This window comes from Streptosporangium jomthongense (assembly GCF_042650425.1).
Classification (GTDB): Bacteria; Actinomycetota; Actinomycetes; order Streptosporangiales; family Streptosporangiaceae; genus Streptosporangium.
In genome coordinates this window covers 374472-394730 of sequence record NZ_JBHSBC010000001.1, presented here as the reverse complement: position 1 = coordinate 394730, position 20259 = coordinate 374472, and the positions used below count along the sequence as shown (strand labels likewise).

Below are 20259 nucleotides of genomic sequence, written 5' to 3'. Positions count from 1 at the left end.
CGATAGTGATAATATCTACTATCTGTGCGAGTCTTCGCAAGGTCCTTTGAGATGGAGGCGTCTTGTGAATGTGCGAGGCGGCGGCCTGTCCACGTTCCTGATCACCGGGGTTGCGGCCTTCATGGCGTCGATGGACAACCTCGTCGTCACCACCGCGTTACCGACTATTCGTGACCGCTTCAACGCCTCACTTGAGAGCCTTGAGTGGACGGTGAACGCCTACACGCTGACATACGCGATCTTCCTGCTCACCGCGGCGATCCTCGGGGATCGCTTCGGGCGGCGCAGGGTCTTCGTCGGCGGCGTCACCCTGTTCACCCTGGCCTCGGCGGCCGCGGCCATGGCCACCTCCGCGGAGTGGCTCGTCCTGGCGCGGGCCGTGCAGGGCGTCGGAGCCTCGGTGATCTTCCCCCTCGCGCTGACCCTGGTGGTGCAGTCCGTGCCACAGGAGCGCAGGGGCATGTCCATCGCCGGGCTCAGCGGCATGAGCGGCCTGGCCATCGCCGTCGGCCCCTGGATCGGCGGCATGATCGTCGAACTCGGCGACTGGCACTGGGTGTTCTGGATCAACGTCCCCATCGGGGTGATCCTGGTGCCGCTCGCGCTGCGCATGCTGACCGAGAGCCACGGCCCCTACAGCCGTCTCGACGTCCGGGGAACCCTGCTGGTCACGCTCGGCCTGCTCGGCGTCGTCTTCGGCATGGTGCGCAGCACCACCCTCGGCTGGGGAAGCCCGCAGGTGATCGCCCCCGTCGCGGCCGGAGCCGCGCTGCTGGTCTGGTTCGTCCTCTTCGAGGGCCGGGTCCCCAACCCGGTCGTGCCGCCCAGGCTGTTCCGCAGCAGGGGGTTCACCCTGTCCAACCTGGTCGCGCTGCTCGTCCAGGGCGGCATGTTCGGCGCGGTCTTCCTGCTGACGCAGTTCCTGCAGCACGTGCTGAACTTCTCGCCCATGGGGGCCGGGCTGCGCACGCTGCCGTGGACGATGATGCCCGTCCTCGTCGCCCCGCTCGCGGGCATGTTCGGCGAGCGGCTCGGCGTCAGGCGGCTCATGGTGGCCGGCGCGGTCCTTCAGGGCGGGGCGCTGGCCTGGTTCGCGCTGGTCGTCTCCTCCGAGGTCTCCTACCTCGTGCTGCTGCCCGGAATGGTGGTCGCGGGACTGGGCATGGGCCTGTTCTTCGCGCTCAGCGCCAGGCAGACGCTGGACTTCGTCTCCGTCGAGGAGGAGGGGGTCGCCTCCGGCGTCAACAGCTCCATGCGGCAGGTCGGCGTGGTCATGGGCATCGCCGTACTGTCCGGGCTCTTCGCCGCCACGGGCGGCTACTCGGGGCCTGAGGAGTTCGTCTCCGGCCTGAGGCCCGCGCTGTGGGCGGGCACCGTCATCCTCGCCCTGGGAGCCCTCGCCGCACTGCTCACCCCGGCCCGTCCCCCCGCTCCGGTCGCCCGGATCGAGGAAATCAAGCCGCTCAGAACCGTGGAAAGTGGATAGCGGAGGGTTCGCTGTCTATCCTGAATCGATTCGATGCGGTCAAGGCCGTTCCTCCGGTCGTCTCCGCCCACTGGGAAGACGGCCGGGGGACGTGGCAGGGGGAGGGGAGGAGAGGTATGCGGATCGCGGAGCTGAGCCGTCGCAGCGGAGTGCCGATCCCGACGATCAAGTACTACATGCGGGAAGGGCTGCTGCCGCCGGGTGAGCGGACCAGCCCCAACCAGGCGCAGTACGAGGAGACCCACCTGCGCAGGCTCAAGCTGGCCAGGGCGCTGGTGGAGGTCGGTGGCCTGAGCATCGCCGCGGCGCGCGACGTCCTCACCCTGATGGACTCGCAGATGAACAGCCTCAGCGCGCTCGGCAAGGCCCAGTACGCCCTGACGACCCGTCGCGACCACGTCGAGGACGAGGCCTGGGCCGAGGCGTCCCGCCAGGTCGAGGAGCTCATCGCCAAGCGGGAGTGGCGGGTCGGTCCCCGCAACCCGGCCAGGCTGAGCCTGACCGAGGCGCTGGCCACCATGCACCGCCTGCGGCAGGACGACTACTTCGCCCTGCTCGGGGAGTACGCCGAGACGGTCGGCCACCTGGCCGAGCTGGAGATCACCGCGATCATGGGCAGGCCCGACCTCGACAGCATGGCGGAGGCCGTGGTGATCTGGACCGCGATCGGCGACGCCGTGGTCTCCTCCCTCAGGCGCATCGCCCAGGAGGCGGAGACCGCCCGGCGCTTCGGCGGCTACGTGGACGACTGAGGAGCCCTTCCCCACGAGAGACGAACAGGCGCCGGACCCCGACGGGGTCCGGCGCCTGTCGTCGTTCGGGCTCCGGGTTCAGAAGGGCAGCAGGCAGGCCGCGCCGGGGACCTCGACCGCCGGGGCGCCGTCCAGCGAGAGCAGGCCGGTCTCGGGGTCGACGGTCAGGGAGACGACCGTCCCCGCCGACTGGTTGGCCAGGCGCAGCGTCGTGCCCGACGCGTCGAACACGAGGTCCCAGGGCATCGTGCTGAGCGGCTCCTCGGAGAGCCTGAGGTTCTGCACCGGCTCCAGGTGCGCGCCCTCCTTGTCGACCCGCAGCACGGTGAGGCTCTCGTGGCCCCGGTTGGCGACGTAGACGAACCGGGCGTCCGCCGACAGGACGAGCGCGGACGGGGCGTTCCAGCCGTCCTCCCCGTCGGGGAGCGTGGGGGCGGAACCGGCCGTCCACAGGGCGCCCGTCGAGGGGTCGTAGCCGCAGACCGTGACCGTGGAGACCAGCTCGTTGACCACGTAGAGGTGGCGGCCGTCCGGGTGGAAGACCAGGTGACGGGGGCCGGTGCCCGCGCCGAGGTGCACCTGGCTGTGCGGGACCAGCAGCCCCTCGTCGAGGCGGTAGACGTACAGCTGGTCGTTGCCCTTGTCCGGCACGAGCACGCGGTCGCCGGTCGGGTCGGGGACCGTCACGTGCGGGTGCGGGCCGAGCTGGCTCAGCTCGTTGGGGCCGGAGCCGAGGTGCTTGACGGACTGCCGCACCGGGCCGAGGCTCCCGTCGTCGTTGACCGGGAAGACCACGACCTCTCCCGAGTCGTGGTTGGTCGCGTAGACGTGGCCCGCGTGGACGAGGACGTGGATCGTCCCCGCGCCCTCGGTCGGCTGGTCGTTCAGCGGGGTCAGCGACCCGTCGTCCCCGACCGTCAGCGCGAACACCCGTCCCTCGGGGGCGTTGCTCGCGGCGTACAGGGTCCGTCCCGACGGGGACAGGGCCAGGTGGAACGGGTTGACGATGTCGGTGAACGTACCGGTTACCGCGCCCGCCTCGATGACCGTGATCCCCGTCGCGGGGACCTCGGTCCAGGAGTAGGCGCCCACGAAGGTCGGCATCGTGGAGTTCCTCTCTGTTGTCTGGGTCAGTTGAGTGCGACGACGGCCCGGGGGCGGGCCAGGACCTTCTCCCCGCCGCAGCGGACGGTCAGGTCGACGCGGACCCGGGAGCCGTCCAGCTTCTCGGCGACCACGCCGTCGACGACGAGTTCGACGCCCGCCTCGTCGTCCGGGACGACGACGGGCCTGGCGAAGCGGCCCCCGCATTCGAGGACGGCCTGCCGTCCCGCCCAGTCGCTGACCAGCCGCATGGCCACGCCCATGGTGAGCATGCCGTGCGCGATGATCGTGGGCAGGCCCGCCTCCGTCGCGGCGCGCTCGCTCCAGTGGATGGGGTTGAGGTCGCCGGAGGCGCCCGCGTAGCGCACCAGGTCGCCCCGGCGGATCACGTGCGTCAGCCGGGGCAGCGCGGTCCCCGGGGTGACGTCGTCGTATCGAGGCAGCGGTTCAGTCATCGCTCTGCGCAATCAGTGTCGAGGTGGTGGTGCACACGTGCTCGCCCGCGACGGTGCGCAGGTCGCTGGTGAGGGTGACCGTGTCGGTCGAGCCGACGCGGCCGACCTCGCTGATCGTGACCGTCACGGTCAGCTCGTCGCCGTCCCTGATGGGGCGCCTGTGCTCGAAGCGCTGGTCGCGGTGGAGCAGGCGCGTCAGGTCGAGCCCGAGATCGGGGTCGCTGACGACCTCGACCTCGGCGCGCAGGGTGAGCGCGATGGCGAACGTCGGTGGGGCGGCCGGGTCGTCGCTCGTGTCGCCGATCGCGGCGGCGAACTCGCGGATCTTCTCACGGCCGACCAGATAGGGAACGGTGGCCGGGTAGACCCGGCCGGCGAAGGCCGGATTCAGCGGCACCTCGACCTCCTCGGCTTGAGGGCGGTTGCGGGGGAGACGTAAATCACGCCGGGCGGTCTGGACACGTCCCGACCTGCTTCTCATTGGTGGTGCTATGTCTCTTTGGAGACATCCGATGTGTCTTTAGCGCAGTATCACTATTTGAGGTGGCATATGCAGACTCTCCTCCGTCAGGTCATTTCCCTGGGGGGGAGAGAACATGATCAACTTTTCCATCCTCGGCTCCTTCGAACTGCGGACCGAACAGGGGGTCTGGGTCCCGCGCGGTCCCAAGGTCCGCAGGCTGCTCGCGTTGCTGCTGCTCAGGCCCGGTCAGGTGGTCGACATCGATACCCTGGCCGAGGAGCTGTGGGACGGGGCGCCACCGAAGACCGTGGTCGCGACGATCCGCACGCACGTCTACCACCTGCGCCAGATGCTGGCCAAGGAGAGCGGCGAACCGGGGCTCGCCGATCTGCTGATCACCGAGCCGACCGGCTACCAGCTCCGGGTGACGGAGGACCAGGTGGACATCCGTCACTTCCAGCGGCTGGTCGCCGACGGCAGGACCGCCCTGGTGGCGGGCCGTACGGCGGAGGCCGCGCGGTTGCTGCGCGAGGCGCTGGGCATGTGGCGGGGGGCGCCGCTGACCAACGTTCCGCTCGGCCCGGTCCTCACCCGTCACGTCGCCCACCTGGAGGAGAAGCGGATGAGGGCCATGGAGCTGTCCGTCGAGGCCGACATGCGCCTGGGCCTGCACCGCGAGCTGATCCCCGACCTGCGCGGCCTGGTGGCGAGCAACCTGCTCAACGAGTGGTTCCACGCCCGCCTCATCGAGGCGCTGCACCTGTCGGGCCGCCGGGGCGAGGCCCTGCTGGCCTTCCGCGACCTGCGCAGGGTCCTGCACGAGGAACTGGGCCTGGAACCGTCCGCCGAGCTGCAGCGGCTCCACCACGAGATCCTGGCCGAAGCCGGGTGAGCCCCCGCCTCCTGTCCCGGCGACGACCGGGAAGGAGGCGGGCGCTACCGCAGCGCCACGATGGTCCTGGGCATGGTGAGAACCTTGCCGCCGTCGCTCCCGCCGAGCCGTACGGCCACGCTGAGCCTGAGCCTGGGCGGCTCCAGCTTCTCCATGACCGTGGCCTCGACCGTCAGCTCGACGCCGACACCGTCGTTGGGCACCGGGACGAGCCGGGGGAACCGGCCGCCGAAGTCGACGACCGCTCCCGCGTCGCCCGCCCAGTCCGTCAGCACGCCCAGCGCCAGGCCCATGGTGAACATGCCGTGCGCGATGGGACTCGGCAGCCCCATCGCCACCGCCGTCCTGTCGTCCCAGTGGATGACGTTGTAGTCGCAGGCGGCGCCGCCGTACCTGACGAGGTCCTTGCGCTCCACCCGGAACGTACGGCCCGGCAGCCGGAAACCCGGCTCGATGTCCTCGTAGCGAGGCCGTGCGGCCGTTTCGACCGTCACCGGACGTCACCCCCCTCCTGGCCGAAGATGACGAACGTCGACCGGCCGGTGCACACGTGCTCACCGTCGGCCGCGGTGAGCGTGCTCTCGTAGGTGACGACGTCGTTGCCCGCCACCGAGTCCACGCCCGCGAGCCGTACCGTCACGGTCAGCACGTCCCCGGCGTGGATGGGCCGGTTGTAGGCGAAGCGCTGCTCGCGGTGGACGAAGCGGTTCTGGTTGGCCGCGCCCAGCTCGGGGTCGTGCACCGCGTCGTGCTCGGCCTCCAGGGTCAGCACCATGGGGAAGCTGGGCGGGGCGATGATGTCCGGATAGCCGAGGGCCCGCGCCGCCTCGGTGTCCCAGCAGGCGGCGTTGCCCTCCCGGACGGCGGCGGCGAACTCCCTGATCTTCTCCCTGCCGACCTCGTAGGGCGCGGTCGGCGGGTAGACCTTGCCGACACACCCCTCGTTCATCGGCATTCGCGCACCACCAGGCAGCCCGCGTTGCCGTCACCGCCGATGGAGGTCACCAGCGCGACACGGGTGTGCTCGGCGGGCTCGGCGCGCCACAGCGCCAGGACCGCGGCGATCTGCAGGGGGACGCTGGCGCTGTACAGCTCGCCGAGCGTCTCGGACACCCGGACCGTGGGCACGGAACGGCCCAGCACCTCGCGCAGCGCCCGCTCCTCGGTCTCCTCGACGCCGATCTGGCCGGCCGCGCCGACCGCGACGACGTCCACCTCGCCGGGGGAGACCCCGCTGCGCTCAAGCGCCCGCTCGATGCCCGAGCGCAGCCCCTCAAGGCGGCCCTCGGCGTCCCTGGCGCCGTAGTAGCCGACCTCGCAGGCCAGCAGGTCGGCCAGGCCGGTACGGCCCTCGGCGGCGACGGTCTCGCCGTCCTCGACGAGGAAGGCCGCGGCCCCCTCACCGACGGCCGCGTCCTCGCGGAGCGCGCCGGACTTGTGCCAGCCCCAGGCCGCCACCTCCGACAGCTCCTCGATGCCGCCGATCAGCAGCCTGCTCGAACGCCCGTCGCCGATCGTGGTGCGGGCGAAGCGCACCGCGGCCAGCCCCGCCGCCTGACCGCCCGACATGACCACGTTCACCCCGGTGAGGGAGTTGCGGATCGCGATCTGGCCGGTGCAGGCGTTGGTGACGACGTTGGGGAACCTGGCGGGGTTGACGAGGTAGGGCTTCTCCTGGAGGAGGGTGTCACGGCCCACCTCAAGCATGCTGACCAGACTGCCGGTGTTGGTCGCCATGACCACCCCGGTGTCGGCGCGCTCCTCGTCGGTGAGGGGCCTGCCGTACTCGTCCAGGGCCAGCTTGCAGGCGATCAGGCCGAGCAGGGTGAAGCGGTCGATGTGACGCAGCCCCTTGCGGCCCAGGTGCTCGGCGACCTTGAGGTCGGGCACCGCCCACACGGGCCGCGGCGGGTAGCCGTCGGCCACGTCCTCGAAGCCGCTCACCGGCGCGGTGTGCGCCTCGACGCCGGAGCGCAGCGCGCCACCCAGGACGTCCAGGCCCAGGCCCGCGGGTGAGACGACCCCGCAGGCCGTGATCGTCAAAGGTCTGACGGCGACGGTCGTCGTCACGCCACCCTCCCGAAGATCGTAACGACGTTGTTCCCGCCGAACGCGAGACCCTGGTTCTGCACGATGTTCGGCGTGGCCGTACGGGCCTTGCCCGGGACCACGTCGAGCCCGTCGCCCAGCGCCGGGTCGAGCTTGTCCAGGTTCGCGGTCGGCGGCAGGAACCCGTCCTGCAGAGCCTTGCCGCAGACGATCGCGCCGAAGGCGCTGGCGGCGCCCATCGTGTGCCCGATCATCGACTTGATGGAGCTGATCGGCGGGATGCGCTCACCGAACACCTCACGGACCGCGCTGACCTCGGTGTAGTCGTTGGTCGGCGTTCCGGTGCCGTGCGCGCAGATGTAGTCGATCTGCTCGGGCTTGACCCCCGCGTAGCGGTGGGCGATGCGGATGCACTCGGCGATGCTCGGCGCGTCCGGGTTGACCATGTGCCGGGCGTCGCAGTTCACGCCGTAGCCCAGCACCTCGGCGTAGATCGTGGCCCCCCGGGCCACGGCGTGGTCCAGCGGTTCGAGCAGCAGGACCGCGCCGCCCTCACCGGTGAGGATGCCGGAGCGGTTGAGGTCGAACGGCCGGGACAGGTCCTCGGCCAGCGCGCCCAGCCGGTAGAACCCGGCGTGGCAGGCCCGGTTGACCGCGTCCGCCCCGCCGGCCAGCATGAAGTCGGCCTCGCCGGTGCGCACCAGGTCGTAGGCGTAGCCGAGCGCCATGTTGCTCGCCGAGCACGCCGTGGGGATGGTCTGGGCGTCACCGGTGAGCCGCAGCTCGTGGTTGACGGAGTTGGCGATCTGGCTGACCGGTGTCATGGCGGCGAGCCGCCCGTCCACCTCGCCGAGCCCGTCCGTGACCCACTGCTCGACCGCGGCCTGCAGGACCTGGGCCTCGCCCGCGGTGGTCCCCATGATGGAGCCGGCCCGCGAGGCGGACAGCAGCTCCGGGTCGAGCTTCGCGTCCTGCACGGCCAGCCGCGCCGCGGCCGCCGAGAACAGGCTGCTGCGCCCCCAGTGCTCGACGTCGAGCCTCTCCAGGATCGCCTCGGGCTGGAAGTCGTGGACCTCACCGGCCGTCGTGTACGGGAAGTTGCCGGCGTCGAAGCTGGCGATCTTCGAGGCGCCGTTGCGTCCCTCTCGGATGCCCTCGATGAAGTTCTCGACCCCGATGCCTATGCTGCTCACCGCCCCGAGGCCGGTGATGACCACCCGGTGGTGTTCAGACACCCTGGGACTCCCGGCTGTTGATGGTCCCCACGACGTCGAAGACGCCCTGGAGGTTGGGCATGTTCGGCAGCTCGTCCTGCGGCACCACGATCCCGAGCTCCTTCTCGATCCTGGCGAGGATCGTGATGAGCGAGAGGGAGTCGGCGTCGTATTCGTCGATGAAGTGTCCCTCTGCGGTGAGCTCGCCGTCCTCCAGTTCGAGCTCCTGGGAGATGATGCCGCGGATCTTTTCCTGCAGAACGTCCAGAGTCATTATCGGATTCCTTTCGTGAATGCGGATCACCGCTGGAAAACGACATTAGGGGGATGTGGATATAAGGGGCAAGGCGGTGGATCGAAAGTGGTATGCGGGCGCATTTTTATGGCACTTTTATTTGAATTTCATCGCGCCGTGCCACAGTGATCTCCGACTTATTCCGGCATTTTGTGGAGGTACGGATGACGACCGGGGACCTGATCTCCCCACGGGAGCTCAGCTTCGGCCGTACGGTGGAACGCCGCCTGGTCCACAGGGCCTCCGTCGCGGAGGTCTTCGTAACCGACCTGGTCCCGGCGGGGGAGTCCCGCTTCCTGGCCGCGGCACAGCTTCCGCTCAGTCACGGCTACTACAGCGACCATCTGTCGCGACCGGCCCACTTCGACCCGCTGCTCATCCTTGAGGCGGGCAGGCAGGCCGGCATCGCGGGCGCCCACCTTCTCGGGCTCCCCCCGGACACCACGATGATGGTCAACACCTTCTCGCTGGACCTGCCGGACCCGTCCGCGCTGCGGACCGGGCGCAGGCCGGGTGAGCTGCGGATCGACAACCACTTCGAGACCATCCGCGTCAGGGCGGGCAAGGTGCGCAAGGGCGCCGTCCGCCAGGACCTCTCCATCGGCGACGTCCCGATCGGCACGCACACCATGGAAGTGCAGATCGTCACGCACACCGAGCACGAGGCGCTGCGCAACGTGCTGCGCGGCACCCCCGCCCCCCTGACCGGGGACCTGGAGGACGTGCCCGCCCCCGACCAGGCCGAGCCGTACACGGTCGGCAGGGTCAGCCCGATGAACGTGGTGATCTCGCAGGTCGAGCGGGGTCCATCGGCGGTGAGCGCCAGGGTGACGCCGAGGTACGGCAACCGTGCGATCTTCGACCACGACTACGACCACCTGCCCGCCATGACCCTGACCGAGGCGGCCCGTCAGCTCGCCCTCGTCGTGATGGGCGACGTCACCGCCTGGCCGGCCACGGTCTCCGGATCCTTCGGGCGGTTCGCGGAGCTCGACCAGCCGGTGCTGGCCGCGGCGACCCGTACGGACTCGGGTGACGGCACCGCAACGGTGAACGTCGCCTTCATTCAGGAGGCGATCACGATCGCCGAATCGACCATGGTGATGGTGCCCCGATGACCCAACCCGTCCTGGCCGTGTGGACCGACTTCGGCGGCGTGCTGACGCCGCCCATCAGTCACACCCTGGCCGTCTTCTGCGAGAGGCAGGGCATCCGTCAGGAGCCGCTGATCGACGCGATCCTCAAGGTCACCGCGTCGTACGGCACGGACGACGTGATGCTGCCCATCGACACCCCGCTGGTCACCGAGCAGGAGTGGCTCGCCCAGATCGGGGAGCTGCTGCGCGCCGACCACGGCATCGACCTGCACATGACGACCCTCGCCGACGCCTGGTTCGACGGCAGGGAGCTGAACAAGGAGTGGGCCGACCGGCTGCGGGAGGTCAGGGCCGAGGGACTGTTCGTCGGGCTGCTGTCCAACATGGTCCCGGCCTGGGACGCGCACTGGCGCCGCATGCTCAGCCCCGACGGCCTCTTCGACGACGTCGTCCTGTCCTTCGAGGTGGGCCACCGCAAGCCGGCCAGGGAGATCTTCGACCTGGCGGTCGAGCGCTCCGGCATCCCCGCCGCGCAGTCCCTGTTCGTCGACGACCTCGCCAAGAACTGCGAGGGAGCCGAGGCGGCCGGGTGGCGCGCCATCCACTTCACCGACGCGCAAACCGCAATCAAGGCTCTGAACGAGCAGTTGGGAGTGTGAGCTCAAATGAGCCGTTCCGTACTGGTCACGGGTGGCAACCGGGGCATCGGCCTGGCCATCGCGCGGGCCTTCGAGGAGGCCGGTGACAAGGTCGCCGTCACCTACCGCTCGGGAGAGCCGCCGGAGGGACTGTTCGGCGTGCGGTGCGACGTGACCGACAGCGCGTCGGTCGAGGCGGCCTTCGAGGAGGTCAAGGCCCAGCAGGGCGCCGTCCAGGTCCTGGTCGCCAACGCCGGGACCACCCGCGACAACCTGTTCATGGCCATGTCGGAGAAGGACTTCGCCGACGTCATCGACACCAACCTGATGGGCGCCGTCCGCGCCGCCCGGTGCGCGGTGACCGACATGGTCAAGGCCCGGTGGGGACGGATCATCCTCGTCGGCTCGACCACCGCCTTCTGGGGCTCGCCGGGAGTGACCAACTACTCGGCCTCCAAGGCGGCCATGGCGGGCTTCGCCCGCTCCCTGGCCTGGGAACTCGGCCCCAGGAAGATCACTGTGAACGTGGTGATGCCCGGTCTCGTCGAGACCGACATGGTGGCGGGGCTCTCCGAGCAGCACCGCGCGTACCTGCACAGCATCACGGCGCTGCGCCGTTCGGGCAGGCCCGAGGAGGTCGCCCCCGCGGTGCGGTTCCTGGCCAGCGACGAGGCCAGCTTCATCACCGGCGCCCTGCTGCCCGTCAGTGGCGGCTCCGGGCTCGGTTACTGACCCCCCACATGCACCTCGCACATTTGAGAAAGGCGGATCATGCCGGACGAGGTTGAGAAGATGCTGGCCCCTCTGGCGGAGGCGCCACCGACCGCAACCGAGGAGATCATCGAGATCGCCATCGGCATCGCCAAGGTGTTCGGTGAACTCGACGAGGAGGCGGCTCACCGTTACATCGCCCCCGACTTCGTCGACCACGAGGCCTCGCCGGGCGTCGCGGGCGGCCCCGAGGGCTACCTGTCGACGGCCCGCTACATGCGCAACGCGTTCTCCGAGGCGACCTGGCAGGTCGACGACTTCATCTCCGAGGGCGACAAGTTCGCCTGCCGGGTGACCTTCAGCGGCAAGCACACCGGCGACTTCCTTGGCGTGGCGCCGACCGGCGCCGAGGTCAAGGTCCAGCACCTGCACTTCTACCGGATCGCCGACGGTAAGGCGGCCGAGCACTGGGGAGCCCGTGACGAGCTCACCCTGCTGCGTCAGATCGGACAGTTCACCCCCGAGTACGCCACCCCCGCGGACGCGGGCGCGGCGATCGGCCGTCAGGAGGTCTCGTCATGAAACTGCCGGGCAAGATGTTGACGCGCGCCGCCGTCGGTGTGGGCGCGCTCCTGCTGGCGATGGGCGGCCTGGTGCCCGGCGCCCAGGCGCAGAGCGCCGCGCAGAAGACCTTCCCGAACCTGCCCTCGCCCGCCGACTGGTCGATGGGCGGCCACGACAACTTCAACTCGAAGTCCAACCCCTTCGAGCGCAGGATCGGCACCTCGAACGCCGACAAGCTCGCCGTCAAGTGGACCTACACCGCGCACGGTGACACCTCGGCCATCCCGGCCGTGGTGGACGGCGCGGTCTACATCCCCGACTGGGGCGGCTACTTCTCCAAGCTCGACGCCAAGACCGGCGCGGTCATCTGGTCGCGCAAGGTCTCGGACTGGAACGGCATCGCCGGCGGCATCGTCAGGGCCAGCCCGACGGTGGTCGGCGGACGCATCTACGTCGGCGACCAGAACGGCCCGCAGGGCGGCCAGGGCGCGCACCTGCTCGCCGTCGACGCCACCACCGGCGACCTGATCTGGAAGACCACGCTCGACGAGCACTTCGCGGCCGTCCTCACCGGTTCGCCCACGCTCTACAACGGCGTCCTCTACCAGGGTGTCTCCTCCAAGGAGGCGGCCGTCGCGGGCCTGCCCGGCTACAAGTGCTGCACCTTCCGCGGCAGCGTGAACGCGGTCGACGCCAAGACCGGCAAGGTGCTGTGGAAGAAGTACACCGTCCCCGACAACGGCGGACAGCCCGGCGGCTTCAGCGGCGGTGGCGTGTGGAGCACCAGCCCCATGATCAACCCGACCAACCACACGGTCGTCGTCGGCACCGGGCAGAACCTCTCGGTCCCCAAGAGCGTGAGCGACTGCCAGAGCTCGGGCAAGCCCGCCTCCGAGTGCCAGCCGCCGGACAACCACATCGACCAGCTGCTCGCCCTCGACCTGCGCACCGGTGACATCAAGTGGCAGGCCGGCGACATCGTGTTCGACGCCTGGACGGTGGCCTGCGAGCCCAACTTCCCGCCGGAGAACTGCCCGCCCAACCACGGCGGTGACTACGACTTCGCCGAGGGCGGCCACCTGCTGACCATCCCCGGCCGGTTCGGCCTGCCGCGCATGGTCATCGGCGCCGGGCAGAAGAGCGGCGCCTACTGGCTGCTCGACGCCCGCACCGGCAAGACCATCTGGAAGACCCAGGTCGGCCCCGGCGGCGTGCACGGCGGCATCGAGTGGGGCAGCGCCACCGACGGCAAGCGCTTCTACGTCAGCAACGCCAACACCAGCCACGTCGCCTACACCCTGCCCAACGGGCAGACCACGACCAACGGCATCTTCGCCGCGCTCGACGCCCGCACCGGCAAGATCCTCTGGCAGATCGCCGACCCGTCGAACGCCGAGACCATGGGCGCGGTCACGACCGCCAACGGGGTCATGTACGCCGGCTCGATGAGCGGCCACATGTACGCCATCAACGGCGCCACCGGCGAGATCCTCTGGGACTACCTCGGTGAGGGTTCCTCCAACGCCGGGCCCGCCATCGTCGGCGGCACGGTCTTCTGGGGCAACGGTTACAACAACCGCTTCATCCAGGGCAAGGGCAGCACCACCTTCTACGCCTTCTCCGTGAACGGCCGCTGACGCGGCTGAACCTCGGACAAGCGGCGCCGGGTCCTCATCCCCACCCGGCGCCGCTTTCCGCGTGCCGCGTCAGGAGCGTCTCCGGACGTGAAACGGGCCGGGCCACCTTCTCCAAGGTGGCCCGGCCCGTTCGCGTGCTCGGGAAGGTCAGAGCGGCGGCTGCCGTACGAGGTGGCGCAGCTCCTCGTGCAGCGGCTGCAGCGCCTCGGGCGGCAGGTCGCCCGCCTGGAAGAAGGCGATGCTGGTGGCCAGGCCGCCGAACCGCTCCCAGATCTTGGCCGCAGCCTCCTTGGGCTCGCCCACGATCGCGAACGTCTCCAGGATGTGGTCGTCGATCGCGTCGACCATCTCCGCCGCGCGGCCCGCGCCCGCCAGGCGGTACAGCTCGTCCTTCAGGCCGCCGAGCCCCTCCAGTTCCAGGACCGGGGCGTAGCTGGGGATGGAGGCGTAGTAGGCGATGGACTCCTTGGCCTGCCGTACGGCCGCGCTCAGCTCCTCCTCGGTGTTGCCGGTGGCCACGATCGGCGTCGCGTGCAGCTCGAAGCCGTCCATCGACTTGCCCGCGCCCTCCCGGGCCTCACGCAGCGCCGGGATCGTCACGTCCTCGAGCAGCCGCCGGGTGGAGATGATGTGGGCCAGGAAGCCGTCGGCCAGCTCGCCCGCGAGCTGCGTCATCATCGGGCCGACGCCGGCCACGAGGATGGGCGGCTCGCCGTAGGGGTTGGGACCCGGGTTGAAGAAGGGGCTCATCACCGTGTGGCGGTAGAACTCGCCGCGGAACCTGATCCTGCCGTCGGTGGCGAAGCACTTCCAGATGGCGCGCAGCGCCAGGATGTACTCCCGCATGCGGGGCGCGGGCTTCGACCACGGCATGCTGAACCGCTTGGTGATGTGCGTCTGGAGCTGGGAGCCGATACCGAGGGCGAAACGCCCCTTGGAGACCAGCTGCAGGTCGTTGGCGAGCATCGCGGTGGTCATCGGGTTCCTGGCGAACACGACGGCCAGGCCGGTGCGGACGGCGACCCGTTCGGTCTTCAGCGCCGCGGCGGTCAGCCCGACGAACGGGTCGTGCTGCGTCTCGGACATCCACACCGAGTCGTACCCGAGTTCCTCGGCCCGTGCCGCCCTGTCCCCGTATGCGTCCGGTGGCACGGTGATTCCGTGAAAGTCAATCTTCACAGGTGCTGTCCCCTCGTAAAAGGCATATGCCACGATCAGACCACCGACCGTGCCGCCCGGCCATGCCTCCTAAGGAATAGGCGGATACCACCTAGGGGGAAGAAGCCTTCCTATGGCCCCCGATGAATGGACAGAATTTACAGATCTGAATCCCATAGGAAGGGTAAACGGATATGACGGCGGTCGAAGAACGAAAGGTCGAGACCGCGACGCGATCCATGCGCGCGTACGCCGAGGAACTCGCCAGGATCCAGGAGAGCGTCCGGGTCGGCCCGGGGGACGAGGCGACCAGGCGGCAGCACGCCCGGGGCAAGATGACGGTCAGGGAGCGCCTGGGGCTGCTCCTGGACGACGGCTCCTTCACCGAGGTCGAGGGTCTGCGCAGGCATCGGGCGAGCGGCTTCGGCATGGAGGCCAAGCGGCCGTACGGCGACGGCGTGGTCACCGGGTGGGGGACCATCGAGGGCCGGACCGTGTTCGTCTACGCGCACGACTTCCGTATCTTCGGCGGGTCGCTCGGCGAGGCCCACGCCCAGAAGATCCACAAGATCATGGACATGGCCTACGCCGCGGGCGCCCCGCTGATCGGGCTCAACGACGGCGCGGGGGCCCGCATCCAGGAGGGGGTCACGGGCCTGGCGGGCTACGGGGGGATCTTCCAGCGCAGTGTCCGCGCCTCGGGCGTGATCCCGCAGATCAGCGTGATCATGGGGCCGTGCGCGGGCGGGGCCACCTACTCCCCGGCGCTCACCGACTTCGTCTTCATGGTCCGCGACACCGCCCAGATGTTCATCACCGGCCCCGACGTCGTCGAGGCGGTCACCGGGGAGAAGGTCACCCACGAGGAACTGGGCGGCGCGGGGGTCCACGGCACGATGACCGGGGTCGCCACCTTCGTCAGCGACGACGAGATCTCCTGCCTGGAGGACGTGCGTCACCTGGTCTCGATGCTGCCGGCGAACAACCAGGAGTTCCCGCCGGAGGCCCTGGCGGACGACCCCGAGGAGCGGCTGTGCGAGGCGCTGCTGGACATCGTCCCCGCCGACCCGAACCGCCCCTACGACATGCGCGACGTCATCGCCGAGGTGATCGACCACGGTGAGCTGGTCGAGATCCACGAGGGCTGGGCGGCGAACATCGTCTGCGGTCTCGGCCGCATCGGAGGTCACGTCGTCGGCGTCGTCGCCAACCAGCCGATGTCGTTCGCGGGTGTGCTGGACATCTCCGCCTCGGAGAAGGCCGCCAGGTTCGTCCAGTTCTGCGATGCCTTCAACATCCCGATCGTGACGTTCGTCGACGTGCCCGGCTTCCTGCCCGGCACCGACCAGGAACACGGCGGCGTCATCAGGCACGGCGCCAAGCTGCTCTACGCCTACTGCAACGCCACGGTCCCCCGCGTCCAGGTCATCGTGCGCAAGGCGTACGGCGGCGCCTACATCGTGATGGACTCCCGTTCCATCGGCGCCGACCTGTCCTTCGCCTGGCCGAGCAACGAGATCGCGGTCATGGGCGCGGACGGGGCGGCCAACGTGATCTTCCGCAAGGACATCGCCGCCGCGCCCGACCCCGCGGCCAGGCGCGCCGAGCGCATCGCCGAGTACCGCGAACAGCTCATGCACCCCTACTACGCGGTCGAGCGCGGCCTGGTCGACGACATCATCGACCCCCGCGAGACCCGGATGGTCCTGGCCAGGTCGCTGGCCATGCTCAGGGGCAAGAGCGCGACCCTGCCGCAGCGCAAGCACGGCAACCCCCCGATGTGATGGGCGCCGAGATGAGTTCGGAAGACCCGCTGCTGGTCATGCGCGGCAAGCCCTCAGAGGAGGAGCTCGCCGCCGTGGTCGTCGCGTTCCTGGTGTCCCGGCGGCAGGCGCGGGACGGTGGCCGTCCGCCCGCCAGGAGACCGTTCTGGGTGGCAGGCCCCGCCTACCGGGTGCCGTCGCGCCCGGTTTCCCCGCAGACGCAATCCCCACAGACAGTGCCGTCCCAGACAGTGCCGTCCCAGACGGCGCGGAGAGGCTGAGCCAGTGCGCAAGGTTCTGATAGCCAACCGTGGGGAGGTCGCGGTCCGGGTCGCGCGGGCCTGCCGCGACGAGGGGATCGGCAGCGTGGCCGTCTACGCCGAGCCCGACCGGGACGCGCTCCACGTCGCGCTCGCCGACGAGGCGTTCGCGCTGGGCGGGGAGACCGCCGCGGAGAGCTACCTGGACATCGGAAAGGTGGTCGAGGCCGCCATCAGGTCGGGGGCGGACGCCGTACACCCCGGGTGGGGCTTCCTCGCGGAGAACTCCGCCTTCGCCCAGGCCGTGATCGACGCCGGACTGACCTGGATCGGGCCGCCGCCCAAGGTGATCGACGACCTCGGGGACAAGGTCTCGGCCCGCAGGATCGCCATGGCCGCCGGAGCCCCGCTCGCCCCCGGCACCGACGGGCCGGTCAGCGGCCCCGAGGAACTGGCCGAGTTCGCCGGGCGGTACGGCCTGCCGGTCGCCATCAAGGCAGCCTTCGGCGGTGGAGGCCGGGGCCTGAAGGTCGCCAGGACCCTTGAGGACATCCCGGAGCTTTACGAGTCGGCGGTGCGGGAGGCGGTCGCGGCCTTCGGCCGGGGCGAGTGCTTCGCCGAACGCTATCTCGACCGGCCCCGGCACGTGGAGACGCAGTGCCTGGCCGACACGCACGGCAACGTGGTGGTGGTCTCCACCCGTGACTGCTCGTTGCAGCGCAGGCACCAGAAGCTTGTCGAGGAGGCCCCGGCGCCGTTCCTCACCGAGGAGCAGAACCGCGTGCTGTACGAGGCGTCCAAGGCCATCCTGCGGGAGGCAGGCTACGTCGGGGCGGGCACCTGCGAGTTCCTGATCGGCAGCGACGGCATGATCTCCTTCCTTGAGGTCAACACCCGGCTGCAGGTCGAGCACCCGGTCAGCGAGGAGGTCACCGGCCTCGACCTGGTGCGTGAGCAGTTCCGCATCGCCAGGGGGGAGGCGCTCGGCTACGACGACCCGCCGGTGCGCGGGCACTCCATCGAGTTCCGCCTCAACGGGGAGGACCCGGGCCGCAACTTCCTGCCGAGCCCGGGAACCATCACCGGCTGGCGTCCCCCCTCGGGACCCGGCGTGCGCCTGGACTCGGGGGCGGAGAACGGGACGGTGCTCTGGCGGGCCTTCGACTCGCTGCTGGCCAAGCTCGTCGTCACCGGCGCCGACCGCGCCCAGGCGCTCGAACGGGCCCGCCGCGCGCTGGCCGAGTTCACGGTCGAGGGGCTGCCGACCACGCTGTCCTTCCACCGGGTCGTGGTCGAGGAACCGGCCTTCCAGGGCGAGGACGGGTCCTTCACGGTCCACACCCAGTGGATCGAGACGGAGTTCCGCGGTGGCATCGAGCCGTACCCGGAGATCCCCGCCGCCGCGACGCCGCACGCAAAGGGAGAGCCCGTCGTCGTCGAGGTGGACGGGCGCCGGGTCGAGATCGTGATCCCGGCCGGGTTCGCCGCCCCCGCCGCCCATCCCGCGACCGCCCCCGCCACGGCCAGGCGCCCCCGCAGGCAGGCGGCGAAGGGCGGCGGTACGGCGGGCGGGGCGGACGCCGTGACCAGCCCGATGCAGGGCACGATCGTCAAGGTCGCGGTCGGCAATGGCGACCGGGTCGCGACCGGGGACCTCATCGTGGTGCTTGAGGCGATGAAGATGGAGCAGCCGCTTTTCGCCCACAAGGCGGGCACCGTCGCCCAGCTCGACATGGGGGTGGGGGACGCTGTCACCGGTGGGCACGTCCTGTGTCTCCTGCACGACTGAACGGTCCGATCAGGACGGGTGTGTGCCGGTTCCGTCTCTCGCCGCGCCGCCACAGGTGCCGCCGTAGAGTGGGCGGGGCCCTTCGGCCCTCCCCTACGGAGAGGTCTGCATCCATGGAACGTGAACTGACGCTGATGGCCGTCCACGCGCACCCCGACGACGAGGTGCTCGGGACGGGTGGCGTCTTCGCCAGATACGCCGAGGAGGGCATCCGTACCGTCCTGGTCACCTGCACCAACGGTGAGCAGGGCGACGGGCCCGGCGGGGTGAAGCCCGGGGAGCCCGGGCACGACGAGGCGGCCGTCAGGGCGCGGCGGCTTGAGGAACTGAACGACTCGGTGGCCCACCTCGGGATCGAGCACGTCGAGTTGCTCGGCTACCGCGACTCGGGCATGGACGGCTGGGAGGGCAACCAGGCGAAGGACGCCTTCGCCAATGTGTCCTTCGAGGAGGCGGTCGGCAGGCTCGCCGCGTTGATGGAGCGCTACCGGCCGCAGGTCGTGGTCACCTATGACGAGAACGGCAACTACGGTCATCCCGACCACATCCAGGCCAACCGCATCGCCCTGGCCGCGGCCGAGGCGACCGGCATCCCGGACAAGCTCTACTACACCGCCGTGCCCAGGGAGCGGATCGCCGAGATGTTCGCCGCCCTGCGCGCGGCCGGTGCCGCCGAGATACAGGACCTGCCCGAGGACTTCGGCACCCCCGAGGAACTCATCACCACCGTCGTGGACGTCGCGCCGTACGTCGAACGCAAGCGCAAGGCCCTGCAGGCGCACGCGAGCCAGGGGGACAGCATCTTCCTGCTGCGCATGCCGGAGGAGGTCCAGCACAGGGCGCTGTCCTACGAGGCCTTCGTCCGTCACTTCAGCCGGGTGACCGCCGCCGCCGAGCGTGAGGACGACCTCTTCGACGGTCTCCGCGAGGCGTGAGCAGTTGACCTCAACATTGGTTGAGATTGCAGATTGGAGGTCCGCACCGGCGAGTGACTGAGTGAAGGAGTGTGCGATGAGGGTTGTGGCCGTCACCGAGTTCGGCGGGCCCGAGGTGCTCAAGGTGGTCGACCTGCCGACCCCGCAGGCCGGGCCCGGCCAGGTCAGGGTCAGGGTGAAGGCGGCGGGTGTGCAGCCGTTCGACGTGGCCGTACGGCAGGGCTGGCTGCCCGCCGGGGCCACGGCCGACCTGCCCAGGGTGCCCGGCAACGAGTTCTCCGGCGTCGTGGACCAGGTGGGACCGGGGGTCGACGGGGTGGCCGTCGGCGACGAGGTGCTGGGGTTCAGCCTGCTGAACTGCTACGCCGAGTACGTCGTCGTCCCCGCAGAGAACGTCACGGCGAAGCCGGAGAACATGCCCTGGGAGGTGGCGGGCGGCTTCACCGCCGGGACGCAGACCGCCTACATCGCCCTCAGGCAGCTCGGGGTCGGGCAGGGGGACACCGTCCTGGTCCACGCCGCGGCGGGCGCGGTCGGCACCGCCGCGGTACAGCTCGCCAGGCTGTGGGGCGCCACGACGGTGATCGGCACCGCGCGGCGGGAGAACCACGACTACCTGCGCGCCCTCGGCGCCGTCCCGGTCGTCTACGGTGAGGGCCTGCTCGACCGGGTGCGCGAACTGGCCCCCGGCAGGGTCGACCTCGTCCTGGACGGCGCGGGCGGCGACGCCCTCGACGTCTCACTGAGCCTGGTGCCGGGGGAGCGGATCATCACGCTGGTCGAGCACGACAAGGCGGAGAGCCTCGGCGTCCAGCTGACCAAGGGGGTGCGCCTGGCCTCCAGGCTCGCCGAGCTCGCCGAGCTGTACGCCAAGGGGGAGCTGACCTTCCCGGTGCGCGTGACCTACCCGCTGGACCGGGCGGCGGACGCCCACCGCGAGGTCGAGGGACGCCACGGTCAGGGCAAGGTCGTCCTGGTGACAGGGTGAATACCCGCG

The 20259-nt window shown here is 70.1% G+C and carries 22 protein-coding genes; 13 read left to right on the top strand and 9 right to left on the bottom strand.

Annotation, left to right across the window (positions count from 1 at the left end; genetic code table 11):
• Positions 1 to 64: 64 nt before the first annotated feature.
• Complete coding sequence (locus ACFOYY_RS01890; protein WP_352010346.1) at positions 65 to 1486, top strand: MFS transporter; 1422 nt, start codon at positions 65 to 67, stop codon at positions 1484 to 1486.
• 116 nt (positions 1487 to 1602) lie between these two features.
• On the top strand, positions 1603 to 2238 hold the full coding sequence (locus ACFOYY_RS01885; protein WP_362909331.1) for a MerR family transcriptional regulator: 636 nt from the start codon (positions 1603 to 1605) through the stop codon (positions 2236 to 2238).
• A 78-nt stretch (positions 2239 to 2316) separates the two neighbouring features.
• On the opposite strand, the gene ACFOYY_RS01880 is transcribed toward ACFOYY_RS01885, so the two are convergent.
• The 3 genes from ACFOYY_RS01880 to ACFOYY_RS01870 are packed head-to-tail and all read right to left on the bottom strand — an operon-like array spanning position 2317 to position 4194.
• Positions 2317 to 3342 (bottom strand): lactonase family protein, encoded by a 1026-nt coding sequence (locus ACFOYY_RS01880; RefSeq protein WP_386187191.1) that lies wholly within the window; start codon positions 3340 to 3342, stop codon positions 2317 to 2319.
• Positions 3343 to 3368: 26 nt separating this feature from the next.
• Positions 3369 to 3797: a MaoC/PaaZ C-terminal domain-containing protein gene (locus tag ACFOYY_RS01875; RefSeq protein ID WP_352010349.1), complete on the bottom strand. Its 429-nt coding sequence runs from the start codon at positions 3795 to 3797 to the stop codon at positions 3369 to 3371.
• Positions 3790 to 4194, bottom strand: coding sequence for an FAS1-like dehydratase domain-containing protein (locus tag ACFOYY_RS01870; RefSeq protein WP_352010350.1), 405 nt, complete (start codon positions 4192 to 4194; stop codon positions 3790 to 3792). The genes ACFOYY_RS01875 and ACFOYY_RS01870 overlap by 8 nt, the downstream gene beginning before the upstream one ends.
• A 199-nt stretch (positions 4195 to 4393) precedes the next feature.
• Between ACFOYY_RS01870 and ACFOYY_RS01865 the strand changes: the two genes are divergently transcribed.
• A complete protein-coding gene (locus ACFOYY_RS01865) occupies positions 4394 to 5152 on the top strand; it encodes an AfsR/SARP family transcriptional regulator (RefSeq protein WP_352010351.1) in 759 nt (252 codons plus the stop codon).
• A gap of 44 nt (positions 5153 to 5196) precedes the next feature.
• On the opposite strand, the gene ACFOYY_RS01860 is transcribed toward ACFOYY_RS01865, so the two are convergent.
• From ACFOYY_RS01860 to ACFOYY_RS01840, 5 genes are read right to left on the bottom strand one after another with little or no spacing between them, the layout of a single operon-like run.
• Complete coding sequence (locus ACFOYY_RS01860; protein WP_352010352.1) at positions 5197 to 5646, bottom strand: MaoC/PaaZ C-terminal domain-containing protein; 450 nt, start codon at positions 5644 to 5646, stop codon at positions 5197 to 5199.
• Positions 5643 to 6107, bottom strand: a complete 465-nt coding sequence (locus ACFOYY_RS01855) for an FAS1-like dehydratase domain-containing protein (protein ID WP_352010353.1) — start codon at positions 6105 to 6107, stop codon at positions 5643 to 5645. The genes ACFOYY_RS01860 and ACFOYY_RS01855 overlap by 4 nt, the downstream gene beginning before the upstream one ends.
• The gene (locus ACFOYY_RS01850; RefSeq protein WP_386187185.1) at positions 6098 to 7222 is read right to left on the bottom strand and encodes a beta-ketoacyl synthase N-terminal-like domain-containing protein; all 1125 of its coding nucleotides are present in this window, start codon (positions 7220 to 7222) and stop codon (positions 6098 to 6100) included. Before ACFOYY_RS01850 ends, ACFOYY_RS01855 begins: the two co-directional genes overlap by 10 nt.
• Positions 7219 to 8436, bottom strand: a complete 1218-nt coding sequence (locus ACFOYY_RS01845) for a beta-ketoacyl-[acyl-carrier-protein] synthase family protein (RefSeq protein WP_386187182.1) — start codon at positions 8434 to 8436, stop codon at positions 7219 to 7221. Before ACFOYY_RS01845 ends, ACFOYY_RS01850 begins: the two co-directional genes overlap by 4 nt.
• On the bottom strand, positions 8429 to 8689 hold the full coding sequence (locus ACFOYY_RS01840) for an acyl carrier protein (protein ID WP_184719879.1): 261 nt from the start codon (positions 8687 to 8689) through the stop codon (positions 8429 to 8431). The genes ACFOYY_RS01845 and ACFOYY_RS01840 overlap by 8 nt, the downstream gene beginning before the upstream one ends.
• A gap of 185 nt (positions 8690 to 8874) precedes the next feature.
• Between ACFOYY_RS01840 and ACFOYY_RS01835 the strand changes: the two genes are divergently transcribed.
• The 5 genes from ACFOYY_RS01835 to ACFOYY_RS01815 are packed head-to-tail and all read left to right on the top strand — an operon-like array spanning position 8875 to position 13357.
• Positions 8875 to 9828, top strand: coding sequence for an AfsA-related hotdog domain-containing protein (locus ACFOYY_RS01835; RefSeq protein WP_352010356.1), 954 nt, complete (start codon positions 8875 to 8877; stop codon positions 9826 to 9828).
• Positions 9825 to 10466 (top strand): HAD family hydrolase, encoded by a 642-nt coding sequence (locus ACFOYY_RS01830; protein ID WP_352010357.1) that lies wholly within the window; start codon positions 9825 to 9827, stop codon positions 10464 to 10466. The genes ACFOYY_RS01835 and ACFOYY_RS01830 overlap by 4 nt, the downstream gene beginning before the upstream one ends.
• Before the next feature lie 6 nt (positions 10467 to 10472).
• Positions 10473 to 11177 (top strand): 3-oxoacyl-ACP reductase FabG, encoded by a 705-nt coding sequence (gene fabG / locus ACFOYY_RS01825; RefSeq protein ID WP_352010358.1) that lies wholly within the window; start codon positions 10473 to 10475, stop codon positions 11175 to 11177.
• A 39-nt stretch (positions 11178 to 11216) separates the two neighbouring features.
• Positions 11217 to 11738 carry an ester cyclase gene (locus ACFOYY_RS01820; protein ID WP_352010359.1) on the top strand — a complete coding sequence of 174 codons (522 nt, stop codon included), beginning with the start codon at positions 11217 to 11219 and terminating at the stop codon, positions 11736 to 11738.
• Positions 11735 to 13357, top strand: a complete 1623-nt coding sequence (locus tag ACFOYY_RS01815; RefSeq protein ID WP_352010360.1) for an outer membrane protein assembly factor BamB family protein — start codon at positions 11735 to 11737, stop codon at positions 13355 to 13357. The genes ACFOYY_RS01820 and ACFOYY_RS01815 overlap by 4 nt, the downstream gene beginning before the upstream one ends.
• A 147-nt stretch (positions 13358 to 13504) precedes the next feature.
• Here ACFOYY_RS01815 and ACFOYY_RS01810 read toward each other — a convergent pair whose 3' ends face one another.
• Positions 13505 to 14509, bottom strand: a complete 1005-nt coding sequence (locus ACFOYY_RS01810) for a TIGR03617 family F420-dependent LLM class oxidoreductase (protein ID WP_362909319.1) — start codon at positions 14507 to 14509, stop codon at positions 13505 to 13507.
• 245 nt (positions 14510 to 14754) lie between these two features.
• On the opposite strand from ACFOYY_RS01810, the gene ACFOYY_RS01805 reads away from it, so the two are divergent.
• From ACFOYY_RS01805 to ACFOYY_RS01785, 5 genes are all read left to right on the top strand, one after another.
• The gene (locus ACFOYY_RS01805) at positions 14755 to 16299 is read left to right on the top strand and encodes an acyl-CoA carboxylase subunit beta (protein ID WP_386187661.1); all 1545 of its coding nucleotides are present in this window, start codon (positions 14755 to 14757) and stop codon (positions 16297 to 16299) included.
• An 11-nt stretch (positions 16300 to 16310) separates the two neighbouring features.
• Positions 16311 to 16559 carry an acyl-CoA carboxylase epsilon subunit gene (locus ACFOYY_RS01800; RefSeq protein WP_352010363.1) on the top strand — a complete coding sequence of 83 codons (249 nt, stop codon included), beginning with the start codon at positions 16311 to 16313 and terminating at the stop codon, positions 16557 to 16559.
• A 4-nt stretch (positions 16560 to 16563) separates the two neighbouring features.
• Positions 16564 to 18327, top strand: coding sequence for an acetyl/propionyl/methylcrotonyl-CoA carboxylase subunit alpha (locus tag ACFOYY_RS01795; RefSeq protein ID WP_386187172.1), 1764 nt, complete (start codon positions 16564 to 16566; stop codon positions 18325 to 18327).
• A 113-nt stretch (positions 18328 to 18440) separates the two neighbouring features.
• Positions 18441 to 19262 carry a PIG-L family deacetylase gene (locus tag ACFOYY_RS01790; protein ID WP_352010365.1) on the top strand — a complete coding sequence of 274 codons (822 nt, stop codon included), beginning with the start codon at positions 18441 to 18443 and terminating at the stop codon, positions 19260 to 19262.
• A 76-nt stretch (positions 19263 to 19338) separates the two neighbouring features.
• Positions 19339 to 20250, top strand: coding sequence for an NADP-dependent oxidoreductase (locus ACFOYY_RS01785; RefSeq protein ID WP_386187168.1), 912 nt, complete (start codon positions 19339 to 19341; stop codon positions 20248 to 20250).
• The last annotated feature ends 9 nt before the right edge of the window (positions 20251 to 20259 follow it).